Here is a 20,328-nt window from a genome sequence, read left to right on the forward strand (position 1 = left end):
GTACCGGGGTGAATGATGCAGCTCAGCTGCCGCCGCCGGCGGGCATTTCCGCGCCTTCGGCAGGAGCGCCGTGCCGCTGCGCGCCGCTTGCCGACCGCGCCAGACGGGGCAGCGTCGCCGCATAATAGACGAACGAAATCAGCACGACGGCCGCAACCGCGATATAGATCCATTCAAGCGAGAGCGACCGCGGGTATAACGCCGAAATCACACCGAGCGCGACCGATTGCCCGAGCATCAGCACGGGGTCGATCCAGGCGGTAACGCGCCCCATCATGGCCGGCTCCGCGATTTGCGGCAGCCAGCCGCCGATGGCGATATTGAGCGGCGCAAGGACGGCGCCCGTAACGAGCACCAGCGTCAGGTAAACCCACACATTCGGCGTTCCCGCCATCGCGCCGACGAGGCCCGCCGTCACGAGCAGCCCCGCGATCATAACAATATGGGGCTTCAGCTTTTTGGCGAGGAGCGCCCCGGCCGCGCTGCCGATCAGGAAGCCGACGCCGAGAAAAACCGCAAACAGCGAAGCGAAGCGCTCATAAGCGTCCGGCTCCAGCTTATATTTCATCGTGAAAACCGGCAGCACAGCAAACGCTCCGTTCAGCAGCCCGAACAGCAGGAAGCCGGACACCAGCGCAAGCAGCAGCCGGTTGCCCAAGACATACTTGAGCCCGTCGCGAAAATCGCTCCATACCGCCTTCAGCCCCAGCTCACGCCAGGAGGACTCGCCGGCGGGAAGGCGGACGGACCGGTCGATGCGGCATGCCCGCACGAGCAGCGCCGAGAGGATCAGCCCGCAGCCGTCGGCCGCGACGGCGCCGTATACGCCCACCGTTTGGTAAGCCGCCGCGCCAAGCCCGACGCCGAACAGCATGAACACGCCCATTACCATCTGATTGAGCCCGGATGCTTGTGCGTACTGCTCCTCCGGCATAATGCCCTGCAGCATCGCCGATTCGGCCGGCCCGTAAAATTTCGACACCGCCGAGCGCAGAAACAAGACCGCAAACACGAGGGGTATCCAGCCCGCGGCGATTGTGCCAAGCAGCACCGCCGTCAGCAGGACGCGGATCCAGCCCGAATACTCGGCGATCCGCTGGCGGTCGAACCGGTCGGCAAGCACGCCGACGATAAAGAAAACGAAGAGCGTCGGCAGCGCGTACATCAACTCGGCCAGCGATGCGTATGCAGGCTGGCTGGAGAACCGGTCGAGCAGGTAGAAGGCGAACGCCATATTCCCGATCGTCGCGCCCATTTGCGAAGCAAACGACGCCGCGAACAGCTTGACAAACACGCCGTTGCGAAAAAGCTCCTTCATTCGCTCCGCTCCCCCTTCGTGCCGCTTCCGAGCTTCTGGACCTGCAGCAAATGCTCCAGCGAAATCAGGACTGTCCCGGTCTGCATATGCGTCGCCGCCGCTTCGTAACCGACCTGCGCGGCGCCGATCATCAGGCTGTCGCTGAAGCCGATAATCGCTCTCGACGCCGCTTCCGCCGGCACGACCGGCCGGAACTCGCCCGTCTCCACTCCCCGCTTAACCAGCTCCCCCAACAGCCGCACGGCCCGCTCGTAGCGCTGCTGCATCAGACCGGCAAACTTGCCGCTTTGGCGGGCGATGACGAAAAATTCGATCGTGGCCGGAATCATCGTCTCCGAAATCCGTTCGGCTTCCTGTTCGACCCGGTAAAACAGCTCTTTCAGCGATTCCCAGACTGAGCCCCCCGATTCAAGCGCCGTCCGCACCCACTGTTCATCCTCCTCCTCGGACTCCGCCACGATTTCCAGCATCATGTCTTCCGTGGAGGAGAAATACAAGTAGACGCCCCCCCTGCTCATGCCCGATTCTTCCACGACATCCTTCATCGTGGCCGCCTGGTAGCCTTTCCGGATAAATACGCGTTTTGCGGCCTCCACGATTTCCGCCCGTTTCGAATCCTTATGCGCTTCCGATACCTTCGGCGACATGCTCTGAACCTCCCTTAAAAACGACATTTATGTCGTTATTATAAACGACATGTGTGTCGCTGTAAATAAGCCGCATCAAAATTAAAGAGACCGATTCCGTTGGAATCGGCCTTTCATGGTAAAACGCTGCGAGCCTTCGTTCTTCGCCGCCCGCGGCATGCCGGGACGGGCGGTTAATGCGCCCCAATCGCCTTGCGAATTTCGGCGTTCAGGCTGGTCAGATTCGGCGTCTGCACCGTCTTGCGGTCGGACAGCCCGTATTTCTCTTTCAGCGTCAAAATGCGCGTCACGCTTTCGTCGATCCGTTTCTTGGAGATGCCGCCCTGCGAGATGCTTTTCTTCAGTGCGTCGATCACCGTAACGACATCGTCGTAGCCATGTGCGACGAGCATAATATCCGCGCCGGCTTTTACGCTCTGCACGGCAGCTTCGCCGATGCCGAAATGCTTCCCGATTGCGCCCATCGTCAGATCGTCGGTTATGACGACGCCTTGGAAGCCAAGCGTCCCGCGCAGTTCGTCCGTAATAATCGTTTTCGAAAGCGATGCCGGGTATTTAGGGTCGATTTTCGGAAACAGGATATGCGCGACCATCACCGCATCCGCTCCTTCGCGAATGGCGTCCGCGAACGGCACCCATTCGAACTGCTGAAGCTGCTTAAGGCTCTTGTTCACGACGGGCAGATCGAGATGGGAATCGACCGACGTATCGCCATGCCCCGGAAAATGCTTCACGACGGAAATGACGCCCTGCGCTTGAATCCCTTTCATGACCGGAAGTCCCATCTGCGAGACGAGATCGGACGTCGCTCCGAACGAACGGACGCCGATGACCGGGTTGTTCGGGTTGGAGTTGATGTCCAGCACCGGGGCATAATCGACGTTCATGCCCATCGCGCTGCTCGCCGCTCCCAGAAAACCTCCCATATCCGCAGCGTAGCCGGTATCCTTCGTTTTACCGACGTCCCAGGCGTCCGGAAACTTCTCCAGACCGGGGAGCCGGCTGACCGTCCCGCCTTCCTCGTCGACGGAGAGGAACAGCGCCGACGGATTGTCCCGGTTCCACGCTTTCAGCTGATTGACATATGCCGCAAGGCCCTTCGGATCGGTCACATTGTTTTTATAGAAAATGACGCCGCCCACATGCTGCTGCTGAATCATCGTTTTCGTCCGGCTTGTCGGCGTGTTTCCGTCCATGCCGGCGACGATCATCTCGCCCAGCTTTTCGTCCAGCGTCATCGACTGCAGCTGGCGCAGTACGTTCGCGCTCGGAGCGGGAAGCCCCGAACCGGTATCCGGGGAAGTTGCTCCCGCCCCGTCTCCATTCTGCGAGCCGCCCGTATTCCCGCTTGTTCCGGCTCCGGGCGAACCGTCTGCGCCGCCTCCCGCCCCTTCTGACGTCCCGCCGGCGCCGCCGCTCGTATCCGTGCCGCCCGCTGCGGCGTTTTGCTGACCGCCGCTTGCGCCGCCGTCCGCCGTGCCTTGATTCGTTCCGCCATTGCTCATCTCTTGGCCTGCGCCGCCTGCAGCCTGCTGCCCCGAATCGCTCTTTTGCCCGGAGCAGCCCGATGCGAAGATAAGCAGCATCGCAAGCACGGCAAGCCCGTATTTGCCTTTATGCATCCAAACACCACCGCCTATACCTGATGTCAGTCCATGGACGCGTCAATTTTCATTGTGTGCCAGACTGCCTTACTTTATCATACAACGAATGGACGGAGCAAAAGGTTGCTCTTGTCCGATATCCTTCCGTTTATTGGCCGGCGGCTTATCGTTAAAAACGAAAAGAGGTTCGGCCGCGAAGCAGCCGAACCCTTCTATTTAAAGCGGGTAGATGAACAACTTGAAACGGATAGATGACAACGATGGCACTCGAATTTTTTCATATGCGGCAGACTACGAAACGACGGCTTCGACTTTGCGCCAGGCCAGGCTGTCCTGCAGTGTAACGACCGGTCCGATGACGATGGCGACGGGGCTTACAAGATGGGCCGTCTCGGGATTGGCCGTAATATCGGCCAGCGTGCCGGTTACGATCCGCTGCGTCTCCCGCGTGCCGCTTTGGATCAGCGCGATCGGCACGGACGCGTCCTTGCCGGCTTCCAGAAGTCGCCGGACGATGACCGGAAGCTGCTGAAGCCCCATCAACACGACAAGCGTCTCCGCTCCGGCCGCCCAGTTCCAGTCGACGCCCGCGCCGTCTTTATCCACGCACTCGTGGCCGGTAATAACGGCGAACGATGCCGCGAGCTTGCGGTGAGTGACCGGAATGCCGGCATAAGCCGGAGCCGCGATGCAGGAGGAAATGCCGGGCACGATCTCAAATTCGACGCCGAGCGCGGACAGGTACAGCGCTTCTTCGCCGCCGCGACCGAATACGAACGGGTCGCCGCCCTTCAGGCGGGTGACCGTGCAGCCTTTCATGGCGCGGTCCGCGATCAGCGCGTTGATCTCCTCCTGCTTCATCGTATGATGCCCCGACGCTTTGCCCACATACAGCAGCTCCGCCGACGGGCTCGCTTCCTCGACAAGCTCCTCCGCCACAAGCCGGTCGTAAATGAGGACGTCGGCCAGCCGGATCGTTTCCAGCCCCCTCAGCGTGATCAGCTTCGGGTCGCCCGGGCCCGCGCCGGTCAAATAGACTTTCCCGTACATGCGTTCACGCTCCCCGCTTTACACGATTCGTTTGTTGCCGCCGTCACTCCGCGGCGGCGGCGAAGCTTGAACCATCCGCCGGCTTCGAAACCGGCACCGCCGCCAGCTTGGGAATCGATTCATACCGGCTGTCGAAATACCGGCTCATCGCTACCACCATGCTGCCCAGCCGCTCTTCCTCCGGATACAGCACGCGCCGGAGGCCTTCCTCGTGCAGCGTCTCCGCCGTCACCTTCCCGACGGCAACCGCCAGCACCGGGCCTTCGAACGCCTGTCGAACCGCTTCCAGCTTGCCGAGGCGGGCGGCGCATCCCATCACATAGCGGACCTGCACCGTGCTGGTCATCGTCACCGCGTCGACTTCGCCGGCGGCAATTTCGTCGATCAGCAGCTCCACGACGTCGTTCTCCGGCGGGATATGACGGTACGGCAGCAGCTCCTCGCATACGGCGCCCCGCTGCGCCAGCGCGCCGTTCAGGCGCGGGGCGGGATCGCCGTACAGCTGCAGCGCCACCCGCGCGCCGTGCATATCGTAAGGCTCAAGCTCCCGGAGCAGCCCGGCCGTCGTGCCGTCGCCGTCGCGGACCTCCGGCACGAGCCCGATTTTACGCAGCGCGTTCACCGTCTTGTAGCCGCGCGCCGCCAGACGCATGCGGCGAAGCGCTTCAATGAACCGCTCGGTCAGCCCGAGCTTGCCGGCCGCCTCCAGCAGCGCCTCGAGTCCGACGCCTGTCGTCAGCACGAACCAATCGGCCGGACGCGCGATGAGCGCATGCAGTTGGCCTTCGATCCGCGTATCGTCCACGAATACGGTGCCCTGCGCCGGCCGGAGCACGGCTTCTCCCCCGAATTTGCCGACCATGCGGCTCAGTTCCTCCGCTTTGCGCGGGCCGGTTACGGCAATCATTTTGCCTTCCAGACGAGCCATGGCCGCCGCCTCCTTGTTCTACCGATTCCTTAAGAAACCTTCGACTGCATCGCAAGCTGCAGCACGACGTTGCCTTTATCGTCGACGAAGACCGGGTACGTCTGAATGCAGCCTTCATCCGGCGCCTGCACAAGCCCGTCGTTCAAATCGATTTTCCAATCGTGGAGCGGACAATAGACGTGGTGATCGCACACCATTCCCTCCGAAAGCTTGCCGTTCTTGTGCGGGCAGTTGTTCTCAACCGCCTTGACTTCGCCGTCCGACAGCTTGAACAGCGCAAGCTCAAGCTCGCCAAGCCGGAATACGCGTCCGCGCCGGTCCGTAAATTCGGAAATATGTCCTACGATCACTTCATTCATTGTTCTCGTTCCCCTTTCGTTATCTCGCCCGCCTGGGGCCTTTCGTTATTGGGTAAGCCCCGTTCTGCTTTCAAGCTCTAAACTTTCGCTTCCGCCGGCGCCGTCAAAGCGTCGAACGCCTTGCTCAGCTCGGCATTCTCGACGATTTGCTTCCACGGATCCTTCACGAGTCCGAGCGTTTTGTCGATCCGCTCGCACAGCGCGTCGCGGTCTTCCTTGCTCTCCAGCGCTTTCTTAACCGTATCGAGCCCGACGCGCTGCGCCCATTCGCTCGTCCGTTCGTTCCAGTTGGCCGTTTCGCGATAGTACTGCAGGTAAGCGCCGGTCCATTCCAGCACTTCCTCTTCCGTCTTCACCTTCACGAGCAGGTCGGCCGCCCTTACGCGGGTTCCGCCGTTGCCCGCCACGTAAATTTCCCAGCCGCCGTCAATCGCCACGACGCCCAAATCCTTGATCGTCGCTTCCGCGCAGTTCCGCGGGCAGCCGGAAACGGCAAGCTTCACTTTATGCGGCGTATCCAGCCGCTCGAACTTCTTCTCCAAATCGATGCCCATCTTGATCGAGTCCTGCGTGCCGAAGCGGCAGAACGTCGAGCCGACGCAGGTTTTGACCGTGCGCAGCGCCTTGCCGTAGGCGTAGCCGGACGGCATATCGAGGTCGCCCCACATGCCCGGAAGATCCTCTTTCTTCACGCCGAGCAGGTCGATCCGCTGTCCGCCGGTGATTTTCACGAGCGGTACGTTGTACTTCTCCGCCACCGTTGCGATTTTCTTCAGGTCGGCCGGCGTCGTCACGCCGCCGTAAATCCGGGGAACGACCGAGAACGTGCCGTCCTTCTGGATGTTGGCGTGGCTGCGCTCGTTGACGATGCGCGATTCCAGCTCATCCTCGTGCTCATCCGGGTAAACCATGCCGAGATAATAGTTGAGCGCCGGGCGGCACTTCGTGCAGCCTTCGGGATTGGCCCACTCCAGCACGTGCATGACTTCCTTCGAGGTCGTCAGGTGCATCCGCTTGATCGCGTCGACCACCTCGTCGCGGGACAGCGTGGTGCAACCGCAGATGCCTTCCTTGACGGCGGCGACGTTGTCTTCGCCAAGCGCCGACGTCAAAATCGCCTCGACCAGCGGCTTACAGCCGCCGCAGCCGCCGGACGCCTTCGTGCAGGCCCGGATTTCGCCGACGCTGACGCAGCCTTTCTCGGTGATCGATTCAAGAATCGTATCCTTCGTGACGCCGTTGCAGCCGCAGACGATTTCGTCGCCGCTCATCGCCGCCACGAGGTCGCCCGTGCTGGCCATCTGTCCGCCGGAGGAGCCGAGCAGCACTTCCTTCTCCCGGCCCGCGAAGTCTTCGCCGCTGCGGATGAGCGAGAACAGTCGCGAGCTGTCGCCCGTATCGCCGAACAGTACGGCGCCGATCACCTTGCCCTGATCGAATACAACTTTTTTATAAATCCCGTCGATATCGTCCTGCACCCGGACCGCCTTCGTTCCGGGCTCGTCGTTAAACCGGCCCGCCGAGAAAACGTTGACGCCGGATACCTTCAGCTTCGTAGAAACGACCGAGCCCTGGTAGCCTTCGCTGTCGACGCCCGCCAGCTTTTTGGCCAAAATCGCGCCCTGCTCGTAAAGCGGAGCGACGAGGCCATAGGCGATGCCGCGGTGCTCGGCGCATTCGCCGACCGCATATACATTCGGCAGGCTCGTTTGCAAATAGTCATCGACCACGATGCCGCGGTTCACTTCGATGCCGCTGTCCTTCGCCAATTGCACGTTCGGCTTGATGCCGACGGCCATGACGACCAGATCGGCGTCGACATGCGTGCCGTCCTTGAATTTCAGGCCAGTGACGCGTTTCTTGCCCATGATCGAATCGGACTGCTTCTCGAGCAGAAAATTCATGCCCTGGCGCTCGAGCTCCGCCTGGAGCAGCTTCGACGCCGTCCGGTCGAGCTGACGCTCCATCAGGTTGTCGAAAATATGGACGACATCGACTTCCATTTTCAGATTGAGCAGGCCGCGCGCCGCTTCGAGGCCGAGCAGACCGCCGCCGATCACGACCGCCTTGCGGTAGTTTTTCGATGCTTCGATCATCGTCTCGCAGTCTTTAATGTCGCGGAAGGCGATGACGCCTTCCTTGTCGGCGCCCGGCAGCGGCAGCATGAACGGCAGCGAGCCGGTGGCGAATACAAGATCGTCATAGGAAGCGGCGATGCCTTTGTCCGTCGTTACGGTGCGTTTCTCCGTGTCGATGTGGGCGGCCGTCTGGCCCGCATGGAGCAGAATGTTGTTGTCGCGGTACCAGTCCCAGTCGTTGAGCACGATATCCTGCATGTTGGCGTCGCCGGCCAAAACCGACGAAAGCATAATCCGGTTATAGTTGGGATGCGGCTCGGCGCCGATAATCGTAATATCGTACCGGTGCGGGTTCAGCTTGAGCAGCTGTTCGACGAACGAGACGCCTGCCATGCCGTTGCCGATCATGACGAGTTTTCTTTTCATGCCATTCTTCTCTCCTCTTCTTCTCGCGATTTCCGAAATAAAAACATAAAAAGCCCGTCCCGCCGTCCTGACAGACTGGCGGAATGGGCTCCGTTGCCGATGAAAATGCGGCACGCCGTTGTGCCGACAAGTTTGCTTTATGGCACCAGTATAATGGGGATAGCCGACGATGTCAATAATGTTGACACGCTTTAAAATATTTTTAAGGCATGCCGCCAGGCGCATTCTCCATCTTTTTGCCGTCGACACCCCATGCGATGCTGTGTTATATTTTATTACACCTATACTGCTTGCATTGAGGTGAACGGTTCTTGTTAAAATCGATTTTGCTGGTTGAGGACGAAGCCCGCCTCATATCCATGCACAGTCTGCAGCAGAACTGCCGTACGCTGCACCGCGTTTCGACTCGGGAGGAGGCAAAGGGCCTGATCAGCGTCGTTGACGCAGCCGTTCTCCATATGCCGGCCGGGTTGATCGTCGACTGGCAGTCGGCGCTCACCAAGATGCGCAAGCTCCCGATCCTGTGGCTCTGCACCGAAAACGAGGCGCCGAAGGAAATCGACTGGGGCTTTACGCTGGACGGGATTTTATTCGGATCCATGACATCGATCGAAATGAATATCGCGCTCAAATGGGGAATGCGCGTTTTTCAGCAGCACAAGCGGTGGGCCGAGGAACGCGACCAGCTGCTGCAGCGGCTCGAGGAACGCAAATGGATCGACCAGGCGAAAGCCGTCCTCTGCGAAATCAAAGGCATCTCCGAAGCGGAGGCCTACGATTTTCTGCGCAAGCAGGCGATGAACGAGCGCAAGAGGATCGGCGATATCGCCGCGTCAATCGTCAAAGTGTATCAGCTGATCCACGGTTAATGCGAGTGACGGCCATGAGAGGTCAATAATGCAAAAAACATTTGGTGTCAGATATATTGACATGGACTTTCCCGCTCGCATATAATGCAACTAAGATCACAACGACGTGTTCGAATATTTTTCGGCAAGGCACACCGACGTGCCGCCGATGGCAAAGAGGCCGGATTGCAGTGGAACTATGACTGCGGTGCGGCCTTTTATTTGTTTACGATGAAGCTAACGAGCCCGACCAGCAAGTAGAGCGCCGGAGAAAAACAGAGAAACCCGGAACAGACAGAGTAAAACAGACAGAGCAAAACAGACAGAGAGAGAACAGATCGTTCATTTGGAGAGGAGTTTACCGGATATGATGGATCGGAAAAGTTTTTTGAAAAGCGGCCATATGCCGTCGCTGATCAGCGGTTTTCTATACTTTGACGTTAGCTTTATGATATGGAACCTGCTCGGACCGCTTGCGGTCATTATAATGAACGATTACCCGATGGACGCCGCGCAGAAGGCGAATCTCGTCGCGCTGCCGGTGCTCGGCGGGTCGGTATTGCGGCTTGTGCTCGGTTATTTAACCGACCGGTTCGGCCCGAAACGGACCGGCATGATCGGCATGGCGCTTACGTTCATTCCCCTGGTCTGGGGCTGGCTCGCAGTCTCTTCCCTCAGCCAGCTCTATATCGTCGCCCTGATGCTCGGTATTGCCGGCGCTTCGTTCGCCGCCGCGCTGCCGCTCGCGAGCCGCTGGTACCCGCCGGAGTATCAAGGACTGGCGATGGGCATCGCCGGAGCAGGCAACAGCGGCACGGTCTTCGCCACGCTGTTCGCCAACCGGATCGCGCAGCATTTCGGCAGCTGGCATGTCGTCTTCGGCATCGCCATTATCCCGCTCTTGATCGTGTTCCTGATTTTCGCCTTTACGGCCAAGGACGGCCCGACCCAGGTCGCACCGCGCAGGCTGGCCGATTACGGGCGAGTGCTGAAGCAGCGCGATACGTGGCTGTTCTGCCTGTTCTACAGCGTCACGTTCGGCGGTTTCGTCGGGATGTCGAACTATTTGACCATTTTCTTTAATACCCAATATGGGCTCGACCCGGTGCGCGCCGCCGACTTTACGACGCTGTGCGTCATCGCGGGAAGCTTCTTCCGCCCGGTCGGCGGCTGGCTCGCCGATAAGCTAGGCGGCCTGCGGATGCTGATGCTGCTGTACGGCGTCGTCGCCATCATGATGGCGTGCGTCTCCACGCTTCCGCCGCTGGCGCTGATCACGGTGCTGCTCTTCATCGGCATGATGGGGCTCGGCATGGGCAACGGCTCGGTCTTTCAGCTTGTCCCCCTGCGCTTCAAGCACGAGGTGGGCATCATCACCGGCATCGTCGGCGCGGCCGGCGGTCTCGGGGGTTACATTTTGCCGAAAATTCTCGGCAATCTCAAACAATCGGTCGGCTCGTACACGCCGGGCTTTCTGATTCTGAGCGGGATCGCGCTCCTCTGTATCATCGTCATCTTCGCTTTCCAGGGCTCCTGGAAGCGCTCCTGGATCGGCAGCGGCGGCAAGGCGCGCGGCGCCGACGCCGCCGTCGGCAGCTGAGCGGAGTCCGCGGCATGATGGACGCCTTCGACCCGATGGACATATACGAGCTGCTCGATGCGATGGATTGGTGGGGGCCGGAGCCCGAGCCCGCATCCCGGAAGCACCGCGCAGCGGACGACAAACGACCCGAAGCCGGCGCCGAAGCGGTATGATCGGCCGGCCGAACGCGAAACACACGATTTGAACCTAAAACGGAGGGATTTACCATGGCCGTTTCGCCCATCGCCGTCAAGCCAGATGCGGACCGGCTCCATTCCCACTGCTGCTACTGCAGCATGCAGTGCGGAATCGATCTTGTTCGGAGCGGCAGCGAAGCCGGCTGGGAGGTCAAGCCGAGCCAGCATTTCCCGGTGGCGACGGGCCGGCTCTGCCAGAAGGGACTGAACAGTCTCGGCCATGTCGTGCACCCGGGGCGGCTGCTGACGCCGCTGCGCAGGACGGACGCCGCATTGCCCGGCGAACCGTGGCGTCAAGCCGGCTGGGACGAGGCGCTCGACGATATCGCCGCCCGCATTCGCCGGATTCAGTCGCAGTACGGCCGCGACGCGGTATCGATTTTCGGAGGCGGCTCCTTGACCAACGAAGTCTGTTATCTGCTCGGCAAATTCGCCCGTGTCGGCCTTCGCTCGAAATATATCGACTATAACGGCAGATACTGCATGTCGTCGGCGGCCGCCGCGCAATCGCGCGCCTTCGGCGTCGACCGGGGCATGAACGTGCCGCTCGACGATATCCCGATGGCGAAATACATTATTTTGGCCGGCACGAACATTGCGGAATGCCAGCCCACGATGGTGCCCTACCTGCTCGCGGCGAAGAAGCAGAAGGCGATTATCGTCACGATCGATCCGCGGCAGACGATGACCTCGAAGCTGGCGGACATTCACGTCAACCTGCAGCCCGGCTTCGACTCCGTCTTCGTCAATGCCCTGCTGCACGTCATCGTGAACGAAGAGCTGTACGATAAAGCGTTCGTCGAAGCGCATACGGCCGGGCTTGACGAGGTGCGCGAAGCGGTGCGCCATTTTTCCCCGGATACCGTCTCGGTCTATACGGGCATCCCGAAGGAAGTCATTCGCACGATCGCCCGGGGCTTCGCCAAAGCGGAAACCGGCATCGTGCTGACGGCCCGCGGGCTCGAGCAGCAGGTGAACGGCGTCGAGCATACGCTCAATTACATCAACCTGTGTCTCCTGACGGGCAAAATCGGCCGGCCGGGCTGCGGCTTCGGCGCGGTCACGGGGCAGGCGAACGGCCAGGGCGGGCGCGAGCACGGGCTGAAGGCCGACCAGCTGCCGGGCTACCGGATGATCGACGATCCCCAGGCGCGGGAGCACGTCGCCGCCGTGTGGGGCGTAGATCCGGACGAATTGCCGGGCAAAGGCGTGTCGGCTTACGAGCTGTTCGGCAAAATCGAAGAGGGCGAGATCAAAGCGATGATCGTCCTCGGCTCCAATCCGCTCGTCTCCAGTCCGAACAACGCCCGGGTCGCCGCGGCGCTGCAGAAGCTCGAGCTGCTCGTCGTCGTCGATATGTTCGAAACGGAGACGGCTGCATATGCCCATTGGCTGCTGCCCGGCTCGTCCTTCCTCGAAGCGGAAGGCACGCTGACGAACCTGGAGGGCCGCGTCTTCCACCGGCCCCGGGCATTCGATACGCCGGGTGAAGCGATGGAGGACTACAAGCTGATCCGGCTGCTGGCCGAACGACTCGGGCGGGGGCAATATTTTCAATTCCATTCGCCCAAGGACGTGTTCAACGAGCTGCGCAGAGCTTCGGCCGGCGGCAAAGCCGATTATTCCGGCATGACCTACGACCGGATCAAGGAGCAGCACGGCCTGTTCTGGCCCTGCCCTTCCGAAGACCATCCGGGTACGCCGCGCATGTTCGAGAACAGCCAATTTTATTTGCCCGGCGGCCGCGCGAAGCTGCACGGCATCGTGCCCGGGAAGCCGGCGGAGACGACGGACCGCGAGTATCCGTACATTTTGACGACGGGAAGACTCGGCAGCCATTATTTAAGCGGAGCGCAGACGCGGCGCACCGCCGCGCTGAACAAGAAAGCGCCGCTGCCGATCGCGGAAATCCATCCGTCGGCGGCCGAGAAAATCCGGCTGCGCTTCGGCGACCGGCTCCGGCTGACGACGCGCCGCGGCTCGCTCGTGTTCGACGTCAAAATCTCGAGCGACATTCATCCGACAACGGTCTTCGTCCCGTTTCACTTCGGCGGCGATCACGCGGTGAACGCGCTGACGAACGATGCGCTGCACCCGATCAGCCGCATGCCCGAGTTCAAGGTATGCGCCGTGCGCCTCGAGCGCGTCGAGCGCGAAGCGCTCGGTGCGGAAGCGGAAGCCGCGGCAGCGGCTGCACCTGCAGCCAAGGCGAAGGAGAAGGCCAGCGGAGGCGAAATTCCGAACGCGGCGGGACACCCCGTGCGAATCTGAACGCGGCGGGCGCGTGGCGCGCGGCAAACGGGGAGACGCCCCGACCACTCCGTCTCCTCCGATGCGCCGCCCGTGCCCGCAAACGAGAAACGGCACGATCGATAGCCCTCGCTATCGGTCGTGCCGGTTTTCATTTTGCCGGCGCTCCCCAAGGAACCGCTCGAACGCCTCCGGCGTATTCAGGTTCGAAAAAGCCCGCCTTTCCTCATCATCCGGCTCGACCGTCTCAGCGGACAACCGTTTCAGCAGCCCCATCAGGCGATAATCGCCCTGCTCCAGCATCCGCCGGATTTCCGCTGCCGCCCGCGTATGGTACAGCGCGTGGAACGGCTGCCCCGGCACATGAACGATTTCCGGCGGTTCGGCGGCTCCGCCTGTTTCCGCTCCCGTGCCTGCCCATCCGTCATGCCGCGCAATCCGCTCCAGCATCCGCCTGGCGAGCGTCTCCGCGACGAACGGCATGTCGCAGGCCATGACGAACGCATACCCTTCGGGTGCCGCGCCGAGCGACGCGTGCAGCCCTGCCAGCGGGCCGGAGTCCGCATACACATCCGGCACGAATTCGGCCCGGACGGGAAGCCCTTTGAGCGCCTGCCGGTAAGCCGCTTCGCGGCTGCTATCGCCGGCGGCGACGATCAGCGGATCGCACAGGGCGAGCATCTGCTCCGCAAGAACCCCCAGCAGCGGGCGGCCGCCCAGCGGCAGCAGCGCCTTGTCCGTCCCCATGCGCAAGCTTTGGCCGCCGGCCAGAATGATCCCCGCGACCCGTTTATCCGGCATGTTCAAGCACCTCCCTTGACTCTTTTTTCAGCACCTCGTGCTGCTCCCAAGCGAGCTGTACTGGCGCGCGATGGCTTGTCAATTTCATGTTCCCTCCGGACACAGATACTTCATCCTTTCCTTTACTTGATAGTAGCACGTCCCGGCGCTTCGGTCATGCGCCGATTTCGGGGCCGCGGCGCCCGGCGGCGAAAAAAGAGACGCATGTCCGCGGGACGGAACACGGCGGCAACGGCAGCACTATCGCACCGCGTCGTCCCGCTAGGGGTGCTTGCGGATCGCCCGATTTGAAAAGATGGAGGCGGTGCCACCCTGCCGCATATGCTGTAACAAGGAGGGATTGCAATGTCCAACATGCCGACCGGCGGAGACCGGCCTTCCGCCGATACGATCGCACGCGCCGAACGGTACAGCGCCCGCAACTACAACCCGCTGCCGATCGCAATTACCGAAGCGAGCGGCGTATGGGTGACCGATGCGGAAGGAAACCGTTACATGGATATGCTGAGCGCTTATTCCGCGCTCAACGCGGGGCACCGGCATCCGCGCATCGTCGCCGCGCTGAAGAGCCAGGCCGACCGGCTCACGCTCACCTCGCGCGCGTTTCACAACGAGCCGTTCGCCGCGCTGTGCGAGCGGCTCGCCGGGCTGACCGGCATGCCGCTGACGCTCTTGATGAATACCGGCGCGGAAGCGGTCGAAACCGCGCTCAAAGCGGTCCGGCGCTGGGCCTACCGCGTCAAGGGCGTGCCCGCCGGCGAGGCCGAGATTATCGTGTGCGAGGGCAACTTCCACGGCCGCACCCTGACAGTCACGTCATTCTCCTCGGCGCCGGAATACAAGGCCGATTTCGGGCCGTTCACGCCGGGCTTCGTCACGGTCCCGTACGGCGACGCGGATGCGCTGGAGCGGGCGCTGTCGCCGCGGACGGCCGCCTTTCTCGTCGAGCCGGTGCAGGGCGAGTCCGGCATTCGCATTCCGCCGGACGGATACCTGAAGGCGGCCCGCGAGCTGTGCAGCCGCCATCGCGCGCTGCTGGTCGCCGACGAAATCCAGACCGGCTTCGGCCGCACGGGAACGCGGTTCGCCTGCGACCGGGAGGGCGTCCGGCCCGACCTGTACGTGCTCGGCAAAGCGCTGGGCGGCGGCGTCCTGCCGGTCTCGGCCGTGTGCGGCGGTGCCGATACGCTCGGCTTGTTCGAGCCCGGCTCGCACGGCTCGACGTTCGGCGGCAATCCGCTCGCCTGCGCGGTGGCGCTCGAGGCGCTCGCCGTCGCCGAAGACGAGCGCTTCGCCGAGCGGTCGGAGCGGCTCGGCCGGCGCCTGCTGGCGCGGCTGCGCGCGATCCGCCACGCGCACATCAAGGAGGTGCGCGGCTGCGGCCTCTTCGCCGGCATCGAGCTGACCGTGCCGGCCCGCCCGTACTGCGAGCGGCTCATGCGGCTCGGGCTGCTGTGCAAGGAAACGCACACGCACACGATCCGCTTCGCGCCGCCGCTTATCATCAGCGAAGCCGAGCTCGATTACGCCGCGGACAAAATCGAGGAGGCCTTCGCCTCCGGCTGAGGCGCCGCCCGCTGTGGCGGGCTCTCGCGGACCGCCGCGTACGGCCCCGGGCTCCTGTAGCGCGATTGCCTGGATCGCCCCGCCCCAGCCACCGTCCTCTGAGCCGGCCGCCGACAAGGCTTTGCCTTTACCTTCTTGCCCGGGCTCCGGCCCGCCGTGAATATCCCCGCGCGCGATCCGGTTCCGCCGGCCCAGCGTGACAAAAAAAAAAGAGGTGCATTGCCTGCACCTCTCCAAACGGTCCTTCGCTCGTTTCGATTTTCTCCGACACGCCCCGGCTGACGGAGCCATCCGCAGCCGGGATGTTTTGCCGGCCCGGGCTACCGCCCGAGCCCTTCATACATGGCATGCAGCAGACGTCCGGTCCGGTCGCAGCCGTACTCCCAGAACATAAGGCCGCCAAGGCCGCTGCGCCGGATGTACTCGCATTTGTGCCGGATCGATTCTTCGTCGTCATAGGAGATGAAGCTGCTGCCGTTGAACAGGTATGGCGCTTTCGCTTCGTCGTCCCAATACCGGGTATAGCCGTTCCTGCCAATGTATTCGGCGGTCAGCGCGGTGAAGTCCGGCCCGTAGCCGCCCGGGGTGCCGGTCATTTGGAGATGCCCGTTGTTCCGGTCCGGCACCTGATCCCAGCGGCGGGAATAGAACGCGGCCCCGAGCACGATTTTCTCCTTCGGCACGCCCGCCCGCATGAACAGCTTGGCCGATGCGTCCGCGCTGATGCGGAACAAATCGCCGCCCGGCGTATACAAATTCGTATGATGGCCCGTCAAAGTCTGAAAGCCGCCGCGCATATCGTACGTCATCAGCTGGACAAAATCGAGAACCCGCTGCACCCGGTCCATTTCCGTGCCGTCGGTGTAGTATTGATCGGCGCCCGCGGCGATGGTCAGCAAATAATGGCGCCCGTCCGCTTTTCCCTTGCGGTCCAGCGCCTCCCGCACAGTACCGAGCAGCAGCGTGAAATTCGTCTTGTCCTCCGGGCTTGACGCAATCCCGGCTTCGCCGTAGCACGGATATTCCCAGTCCAGATCGATGCCGTCAAGCGGCAATTCGCTCAGGACACGGACCGCCGATGCGGCAAACCGGCTTCGCCCCTCCTCCGTCGAAGCGGCTTCCGAGAAACCGCCCGCGCTCCATCCGCCGACGGACAGCACGAGGTTCAGCGCGGGATGCTCCCGCTTGATCGTCCGCAGCGCCGCCGTTTGCTTCAAATGCTCCGTGCGAATTTCATCGTCGCGTACATGCCCGAACGCGATGTTCAGATGCGTCAGCTTCCGCAAATCCTCCGGCTTCACGTCCGGCAGATGGGCATCGGACGCATAGCCGGCCACAATATAGTTTCGCTCCACGCTTGTCCTCACTCCCCCGCCTTTAGACGATGCACTCGTCCCAGAACCGGCGCAGGTTATCCATCGCGATGCGGGAGGCCGACCTGCATTCTTCCATTCCTTCGAACTCGACGGTGATGTACCCGTCGTAGCCCGATTCCTTGATCAGCCGGACGATTTTCCGGATCTCGATATCGCCCTGCCCGATAATCGCCCCGCGCAAATAGTTTCCGTACGCGGTCTTGAACCATGCTCCGTCGCCCGGGTGCTCGTCGTAGGGACGGAAGTAGAAGTCCTTGAAATGAACGAGCGACGCGTAAGGCAAGTTTTTCTTCACGCCGATAATCGAGTTCTCGTCCGCGCACATAAAATTGCCGATGTCGAGCGTCGTCTTGAAGTTCGGGCGGTTCACGGCGTGCAGGACACGCTGCACCCGGTCGCTCGCCTGCACGGAGAAGCCGTGGTTCTCGATCGTCGTCGTGATGCCGTACTGCGCCGCATAATCGGCGATGTGCTGGCTGCCTCTCACCATATGATGGAGATTGTCCTCAAACCACCGGATGCTCATTAGCTCCTCGGGAATCGTAAAGGCCGTAACGTCGTGGCGCAGGTGCTTGATGCCGAGGCGGCGAAGGAGATCGACGTGCTCCTTGACCCGGGCCACCTCCGCTTCGAACAGCTCTTCCGTCTCCTGGACGAAATTCGCGGGCATCGAATAGTTGGACAGCGCGATCCCGGCTTCCTTCGCTTTCTCCCGGACGGCATCCGCCAGCTCCGGGTTGTCCACCAGGGTAAACCCGTACGGGACGAGCTCCAGATGCTCCCCTCCGTTGGCGGCCACCCACTCGATGACGTCCAGAATCGTCATTTCTCCGGCTTTAATCGCATTCAGCAAGCTGTACGAGCTAAGTCCGACTTTCATCTTCATATCCCTCCGCATTCAAATGTGAATCACTTGCAAACCGCTGTCCCCTATTTCCGCAGCGATATTTTTGTTAGTATAAATTTGTTAAGATCATGTGACGGCCGGGGGAGAAGCAATTGAAATGGTCTTATTTTAGATCCAGGCTTTTCTTGAAATATATTTGGTCCTATTTGTTTATCCTGCTGATTCCGTTAATTCTGACGACCTTATTCATTTATCAAAATGCCGTCAGCAGCCTCCGCTCTCAAATCGAGCAGTCCCGTTACAACCAGTTGACGCAGACGAAAAACATTATCGACGCCCGTCTGAAGGAGCTCGGCGAGATCGCGTCCCGCCTCTCCTACGACGACAGGCTGACCCCGAGCCGCGTTCACGACCCGTATTACAGCCGGGACGCCATCCAGGCGCTGGACCAATACAAGGCGACCAGCTCGATCATCGGCGAATTGTTTTTGTATTTTCACAAGGATCAGCGGATCTATTCTTCCAAAGGCATGTCGAGTCTGGACGTGTTCGCGGACAAATACAGCTTTCGCAGCTGGAACCGGACCGAGCTCGTCAAGGACTTGAACGGCGTGAAATATCCGACGATGCGGCCGGCCGACGCCGTCAGGCAAACCTACCTGCAAAAATCGATTCTCGCCTACCTGGTTCCCATCACCCCCAATAACCCGAATCCGCACGGCACCGTGTTGTATTTCATCGAAGAATCCGAGCTGAACGGCCTGATAGATTCTATATTAGGCAATTATAAAGGATTGTCCTACATATTTGACGATAAAGGCCAAATTTTAGCTGCCAACCGTCAGGGCGAATCGATCGGGGATGCGGACGCCAGGTCCTTGTTCGACCTGCCTCCCGGCATTCACAGCCGGACGCTGAACGGCATTCCGCACTCCGTCGTTTCCGTCAAGTCCGGCCAAAACGGCTGGACGTATTTGTCGGTTATGCCAAGCACCCAGTTTTTCAGCAGCGTCGTGCACGTCCGCAGCTTCATCATCATGCTGCTCTGCATCGCCGCTCTCGCGGGTGCCTTCATCGCGCTGCTGCTCGCCCGAATGCAGTACGAGCCGATCTCCTCGCTTGCGGAATACGCGAATCATCCGAAGCGGACGGCCGGCGGCTCGCCCCCGCGCGGCAACGAGCTGGAACGCATTCATTTTGCGCTTCGCGAATACAGCTCGCTGGCGGATCTGCAGGAGCCTTACGCCCGCAACCACGTGCTCTACATGCTGCTCAAATACGGGAATACGGACAGCCTGACGCCGGAGCTTCAGGAGGCGTTCGGTCTCCGGTTCGACCGTCCCCGCCATTTCGCGATGGTAACGGGATGGGGCGCGCGGAACGACGGCCGGCAGGACCCGGAGAGCCTGCGCAGGCTTCTTGCGCGGGCGGAATACGCCGCGCTCGGCGCCTGCACGTACGGCGTGGAGCTTCCCCAGGCCGATCATCTTGCGCTGATCGTCAGCTTCGTCCCGGACGGTATGACGGAGGAATTCCTTCAGGTCCGGCAAATCGTCGAGGCGGTCCGCGGCAGGATGCGGGAGCTGTTCGACGTCATTCCGGCGATCGGCGTCGGCACCTGCTATTCGAAGCCGGAGCAGCTGAACCCGTCCTATATCGAAGCCTGCTCCGCGTTCGAGCTGCGGGCGGAAGGCAGCGCGGGCACCGCCACCTACTTCGAGAAGCTGTCCGATGAGCCGAAGCTCGCGTCCTGGATTCCCGGCAGCGAGCTGCTGAAGCTTTCCCAGAGCTTGAAGCAGGGCAGCTACGACGTGGCCGCGCAAACGATCGGCACGGCCGTCCGGAGCCTGCAGACGTCACGGCCGTCCGATCTGCTCGCGCGGTGCATCTGCTTCGACATCCTGAATACGATGCTGCGAACCGCATCGGAGCTGGACTTTCATGACGCGATACACGACATTGCGCCTCATGCGATTTCCGGCGGTTCATGGGAGGACGCGGAGAACGTCTTCCTTGGACTCGCGTCCCGCATCTGCGCCCAGGTCGAACGCAAAAACCGGATCGAGGAGCACTCCCAGATCGACCGGATCGCGGCGTACATCGATCGGCATTATGCGGATCATACGCTTAGTCTCGAGAAAATCGCCTTCGAGTTCGCCGTCTCGCCGTCGCACGTCAGCCGTTCGTTCAAGGAGAAGGTCGGTCTCAATTTCATCCAGTATATCTGGCAGAAGCGGCTCGAAGAGGTGAAGCGCCAATTAACGTCGACAAGCGATCCGCTGAAGGACATCATCGCCCGGGTCGGCTACCTGGATACCCCGAACTTCATCCGCCGTTTCAAGAAAGAAACGGGGCTGACGCCGGGGCAGTTCCGCAAGCTTTATGATTCCGCCGGCGAGACGGACGATTCGCCGGACGGCACCGAGGGCAGATAAAAATCAACATATCCGG

At 61.4% G+C, this 20,328-nt stretch carries 16 protein-coding genes; 6 read left to right on the top strand and 10 right to left on the bottom strand.

The genetic code is table 11. The features are described from left to right. Nucleotides 1-22: 22 nt before the first annotated feature. From PD282_RS25515 to nirB, 7 genes are all read right to left on the bottom strand, one after another. On the bottom strand, nt 23-1,318 hold the full coding sequence (locus PD282_RS25515; RefSeq protein ID WP_274654418.1) for an MFS transporter: 1,296 nt from the start codon (nt 1,316-1,318) through the stop codon (nt 23-25). Beyond that, complete coding sequence (locus PD282_RS25520; protein ID WP_274654420.1) at nt 1,315-1,965, bottom strand: TetR/AcrR family transcriptional regulator; 651 nt, start codon at nt 1,963-1,965, stop codon at nt 1,315-1,317. The genes PD282_RS25515 and PD282_RS25520 overlap by 4 nt, the downstream gene beginning before the upstream one ends. Nucleotides 1,966-2,138: 173 nt before the next feature. Then, a complete protein-coding gene (gene nagZ, locus PD282_RS25525; protein WP_274654422.1) occupies nt 2,139-3,587 on the bottom strand; it encodes a beta-N-acetylhexosaminidase in 1,449 nt (482 codons plus the stop codon). Between the two features lie 273 nt (nt 3,588-3,860). After that, entirely contained in the window at nt 3,861-4,619 is a 759-nt protein-coding gene (gene cobA / locus PD282_RS25530; protein WP_274654423.1) for a uroporphyrinogen-III C-methyltransferase, read from the bottom strand. Nucleotides 4,620-4,662: 43 nt separating this feature from the next. Next, a complete protein-coding gene (locus PD282_RS25535; RefSeq protein ID WP_274654425.1) occupies nt 4,663-5,547 on the bottom strand; it encodes a uroporphyrinogen-III synthase in 885 nt (294 codons plus the stop codon). A gap of 29 nt (nt 5,548-5,576) precedes the next feature. Further along, nucleotides 5,577-5,906 carry a nitrite reductase small subunit NirD gene (gene nirD / locus PD282_RS25540; protein ID WP_274654427.1) on the bottom strand — a complete coding sequence of 110 codons (330 nt, stop codon included), beginning with the start codon at nt 5,904-5,906 and terminating at the stop codon, nt 5,577-5,579. A 77-nt stretch (nt 5,907-5,983) separates the two neighbouring features. Further along, nucleotides 5,984-8,410: a nitrite reductase large subunit NirB gene (gene nirB, locus PD282_RS25545; protein ID WP_274654429.1), complete on the bottom strand. Its 2,427-nt coding sequence runs from the start codon at nt 8,408-8,410 to the stop codon at nt 5,984-5,986. Between the two features lie 311 nt (nt 8,411-8,721). On the opposite strand from nirB, the gene PD282_RS25550 reads away from it, so the two are divergent. From PD282_RS25550 to PD282_RS25565, 4 genes are all read left to right on the top strand, one after another. Continuing rightward, nucleotides 8,722-9,279, top strand: coding sequence for an ANTAR domain-containing response regulator (locus PD282_RS25550; RefSeq protein ID WP_274654431.1), 558 nt, complete (start codon nt 8,722-8,724; stop codon nt 9,277-9,279). A gap of 349 nt (nt 9,280-9,628) precedes the next feature. After that, nucleotides 9,629-10,858 (top strand): nitrate/nitrite transporter, encoded by a 1,230-nt coding sequence (locus PD282_RS25555; RefSeq protein ID WP_274655466.1) that lies wholly within the window; start codon nt 9,629-9,631, stop codon nt 10,856-10,858. Between the two features lie 14 nt (nt 10,859-10,872). Beyond that, on the top strand, nt 10,873-11,013 hold the full coding sequence (locus PD282_RS25560; RefSeq protein WP_274654433.1) for a hypothetical protein: 141 nt from the start codon (nt 10,873-10,875) through the stop codon (nt 11,011-11,013). A gap of 54 nt (nt 11,014-11,067) precedes the next feature. Beyond that, nucleotides 11,068-13,308, top strand: a complete 2,241-nt coding sequence (locus PD282_RS25565) for a molybdopterin oxidoreductase family protein (protein WP_274654435.1) — start codon at nt 11,068-11,070, stop codon at nt 13,306-13,308. 111 nt (nt 13,309-13,419) lie between these two features. Here PD282_RS25565 and PD282_RS25570 read toward each other — a convergent pair whose 3' ends face one another. Further along, nucleotides 13,420-14,088, bottom strand: a complete 669-nt coding sequence (locus PD282_RS25570) for a molybdenum cofactor guanylyltransferase (protein WP_274654437.1) — start codon at nt 14,086-14,088, stop codon at nt 13,420-13,422. A gap of 345 nt (nt 14,089-14,433) precedes the next feature. On the opposite strand from PD282_RS25570, the gene rocD reads away from it, so the two are divergent. Beyond that, entirely contained in the window at nt 14,434-15,654 is a 1,221-nt protein-coding gene (rocD, locus tag PD282_RS25575; protein WP_420832328.1) for an ornithine--oxo-acid transaminase, read from the top strand. Between the two features lie 320 nt (nt 15,655-15,974). Here rocD and PD282_RS25580 read toward each other — a convergent pair whose 3' ends face one another. Beyond that, complete coding sequence (locus tag PD282_RS25580) at nt 15,975-17,009, bottom strand: glycoside hydrolase family 18 protein (RefSeq protein WP_274654438.1); 1,035 nt, start codon at nt 17,007-17,009, stop codon at nt 15,975-15,977. A 22-nt stretch (nt 17,010-17,031) separates the two neighbouring features. After that, nucleotides 17,032-17,910, bottom strand: coding sequence for a sugar phosphate isomerase/epimerase family protein (locus PD282_RS25585; RefSeq protein WP_274654439.1), 879 nt, complete (start codon nt 17,908-17,910; stop codon nt 17,032-17,034). A 152-nt stretch (nt 17,911-18,062) separates the two neighbouring features. Here PD282_RS25585 and PD282_RS25590 point away from each other — a divergent pair, with 152 nt between their 5' ends. Continuing rightward, nucleotides 18,063-20,312, top strand: coding sequence for a helix-turn-helix domain-containing protein (locus tag PD282_RS25590; RefSeq protein WP_338045231.1), 2,250 nt, complete (start codon nt 18,063-18,065; stop codon nt 20,310-20,312). Nucleotides 20,313-20,328: the final 16 nt, after the last annotated feature.

It is taken from the genome of Paenibacillus humicola, from assembly GCF_028826105.1.
GTDB classification, from domain to species: Bacteria; Bacillota; Bacilli; order Paenibacillales; family Paenibacillaceae; genus Paenibacillus_Z; species Paenibacillus_Z humicola.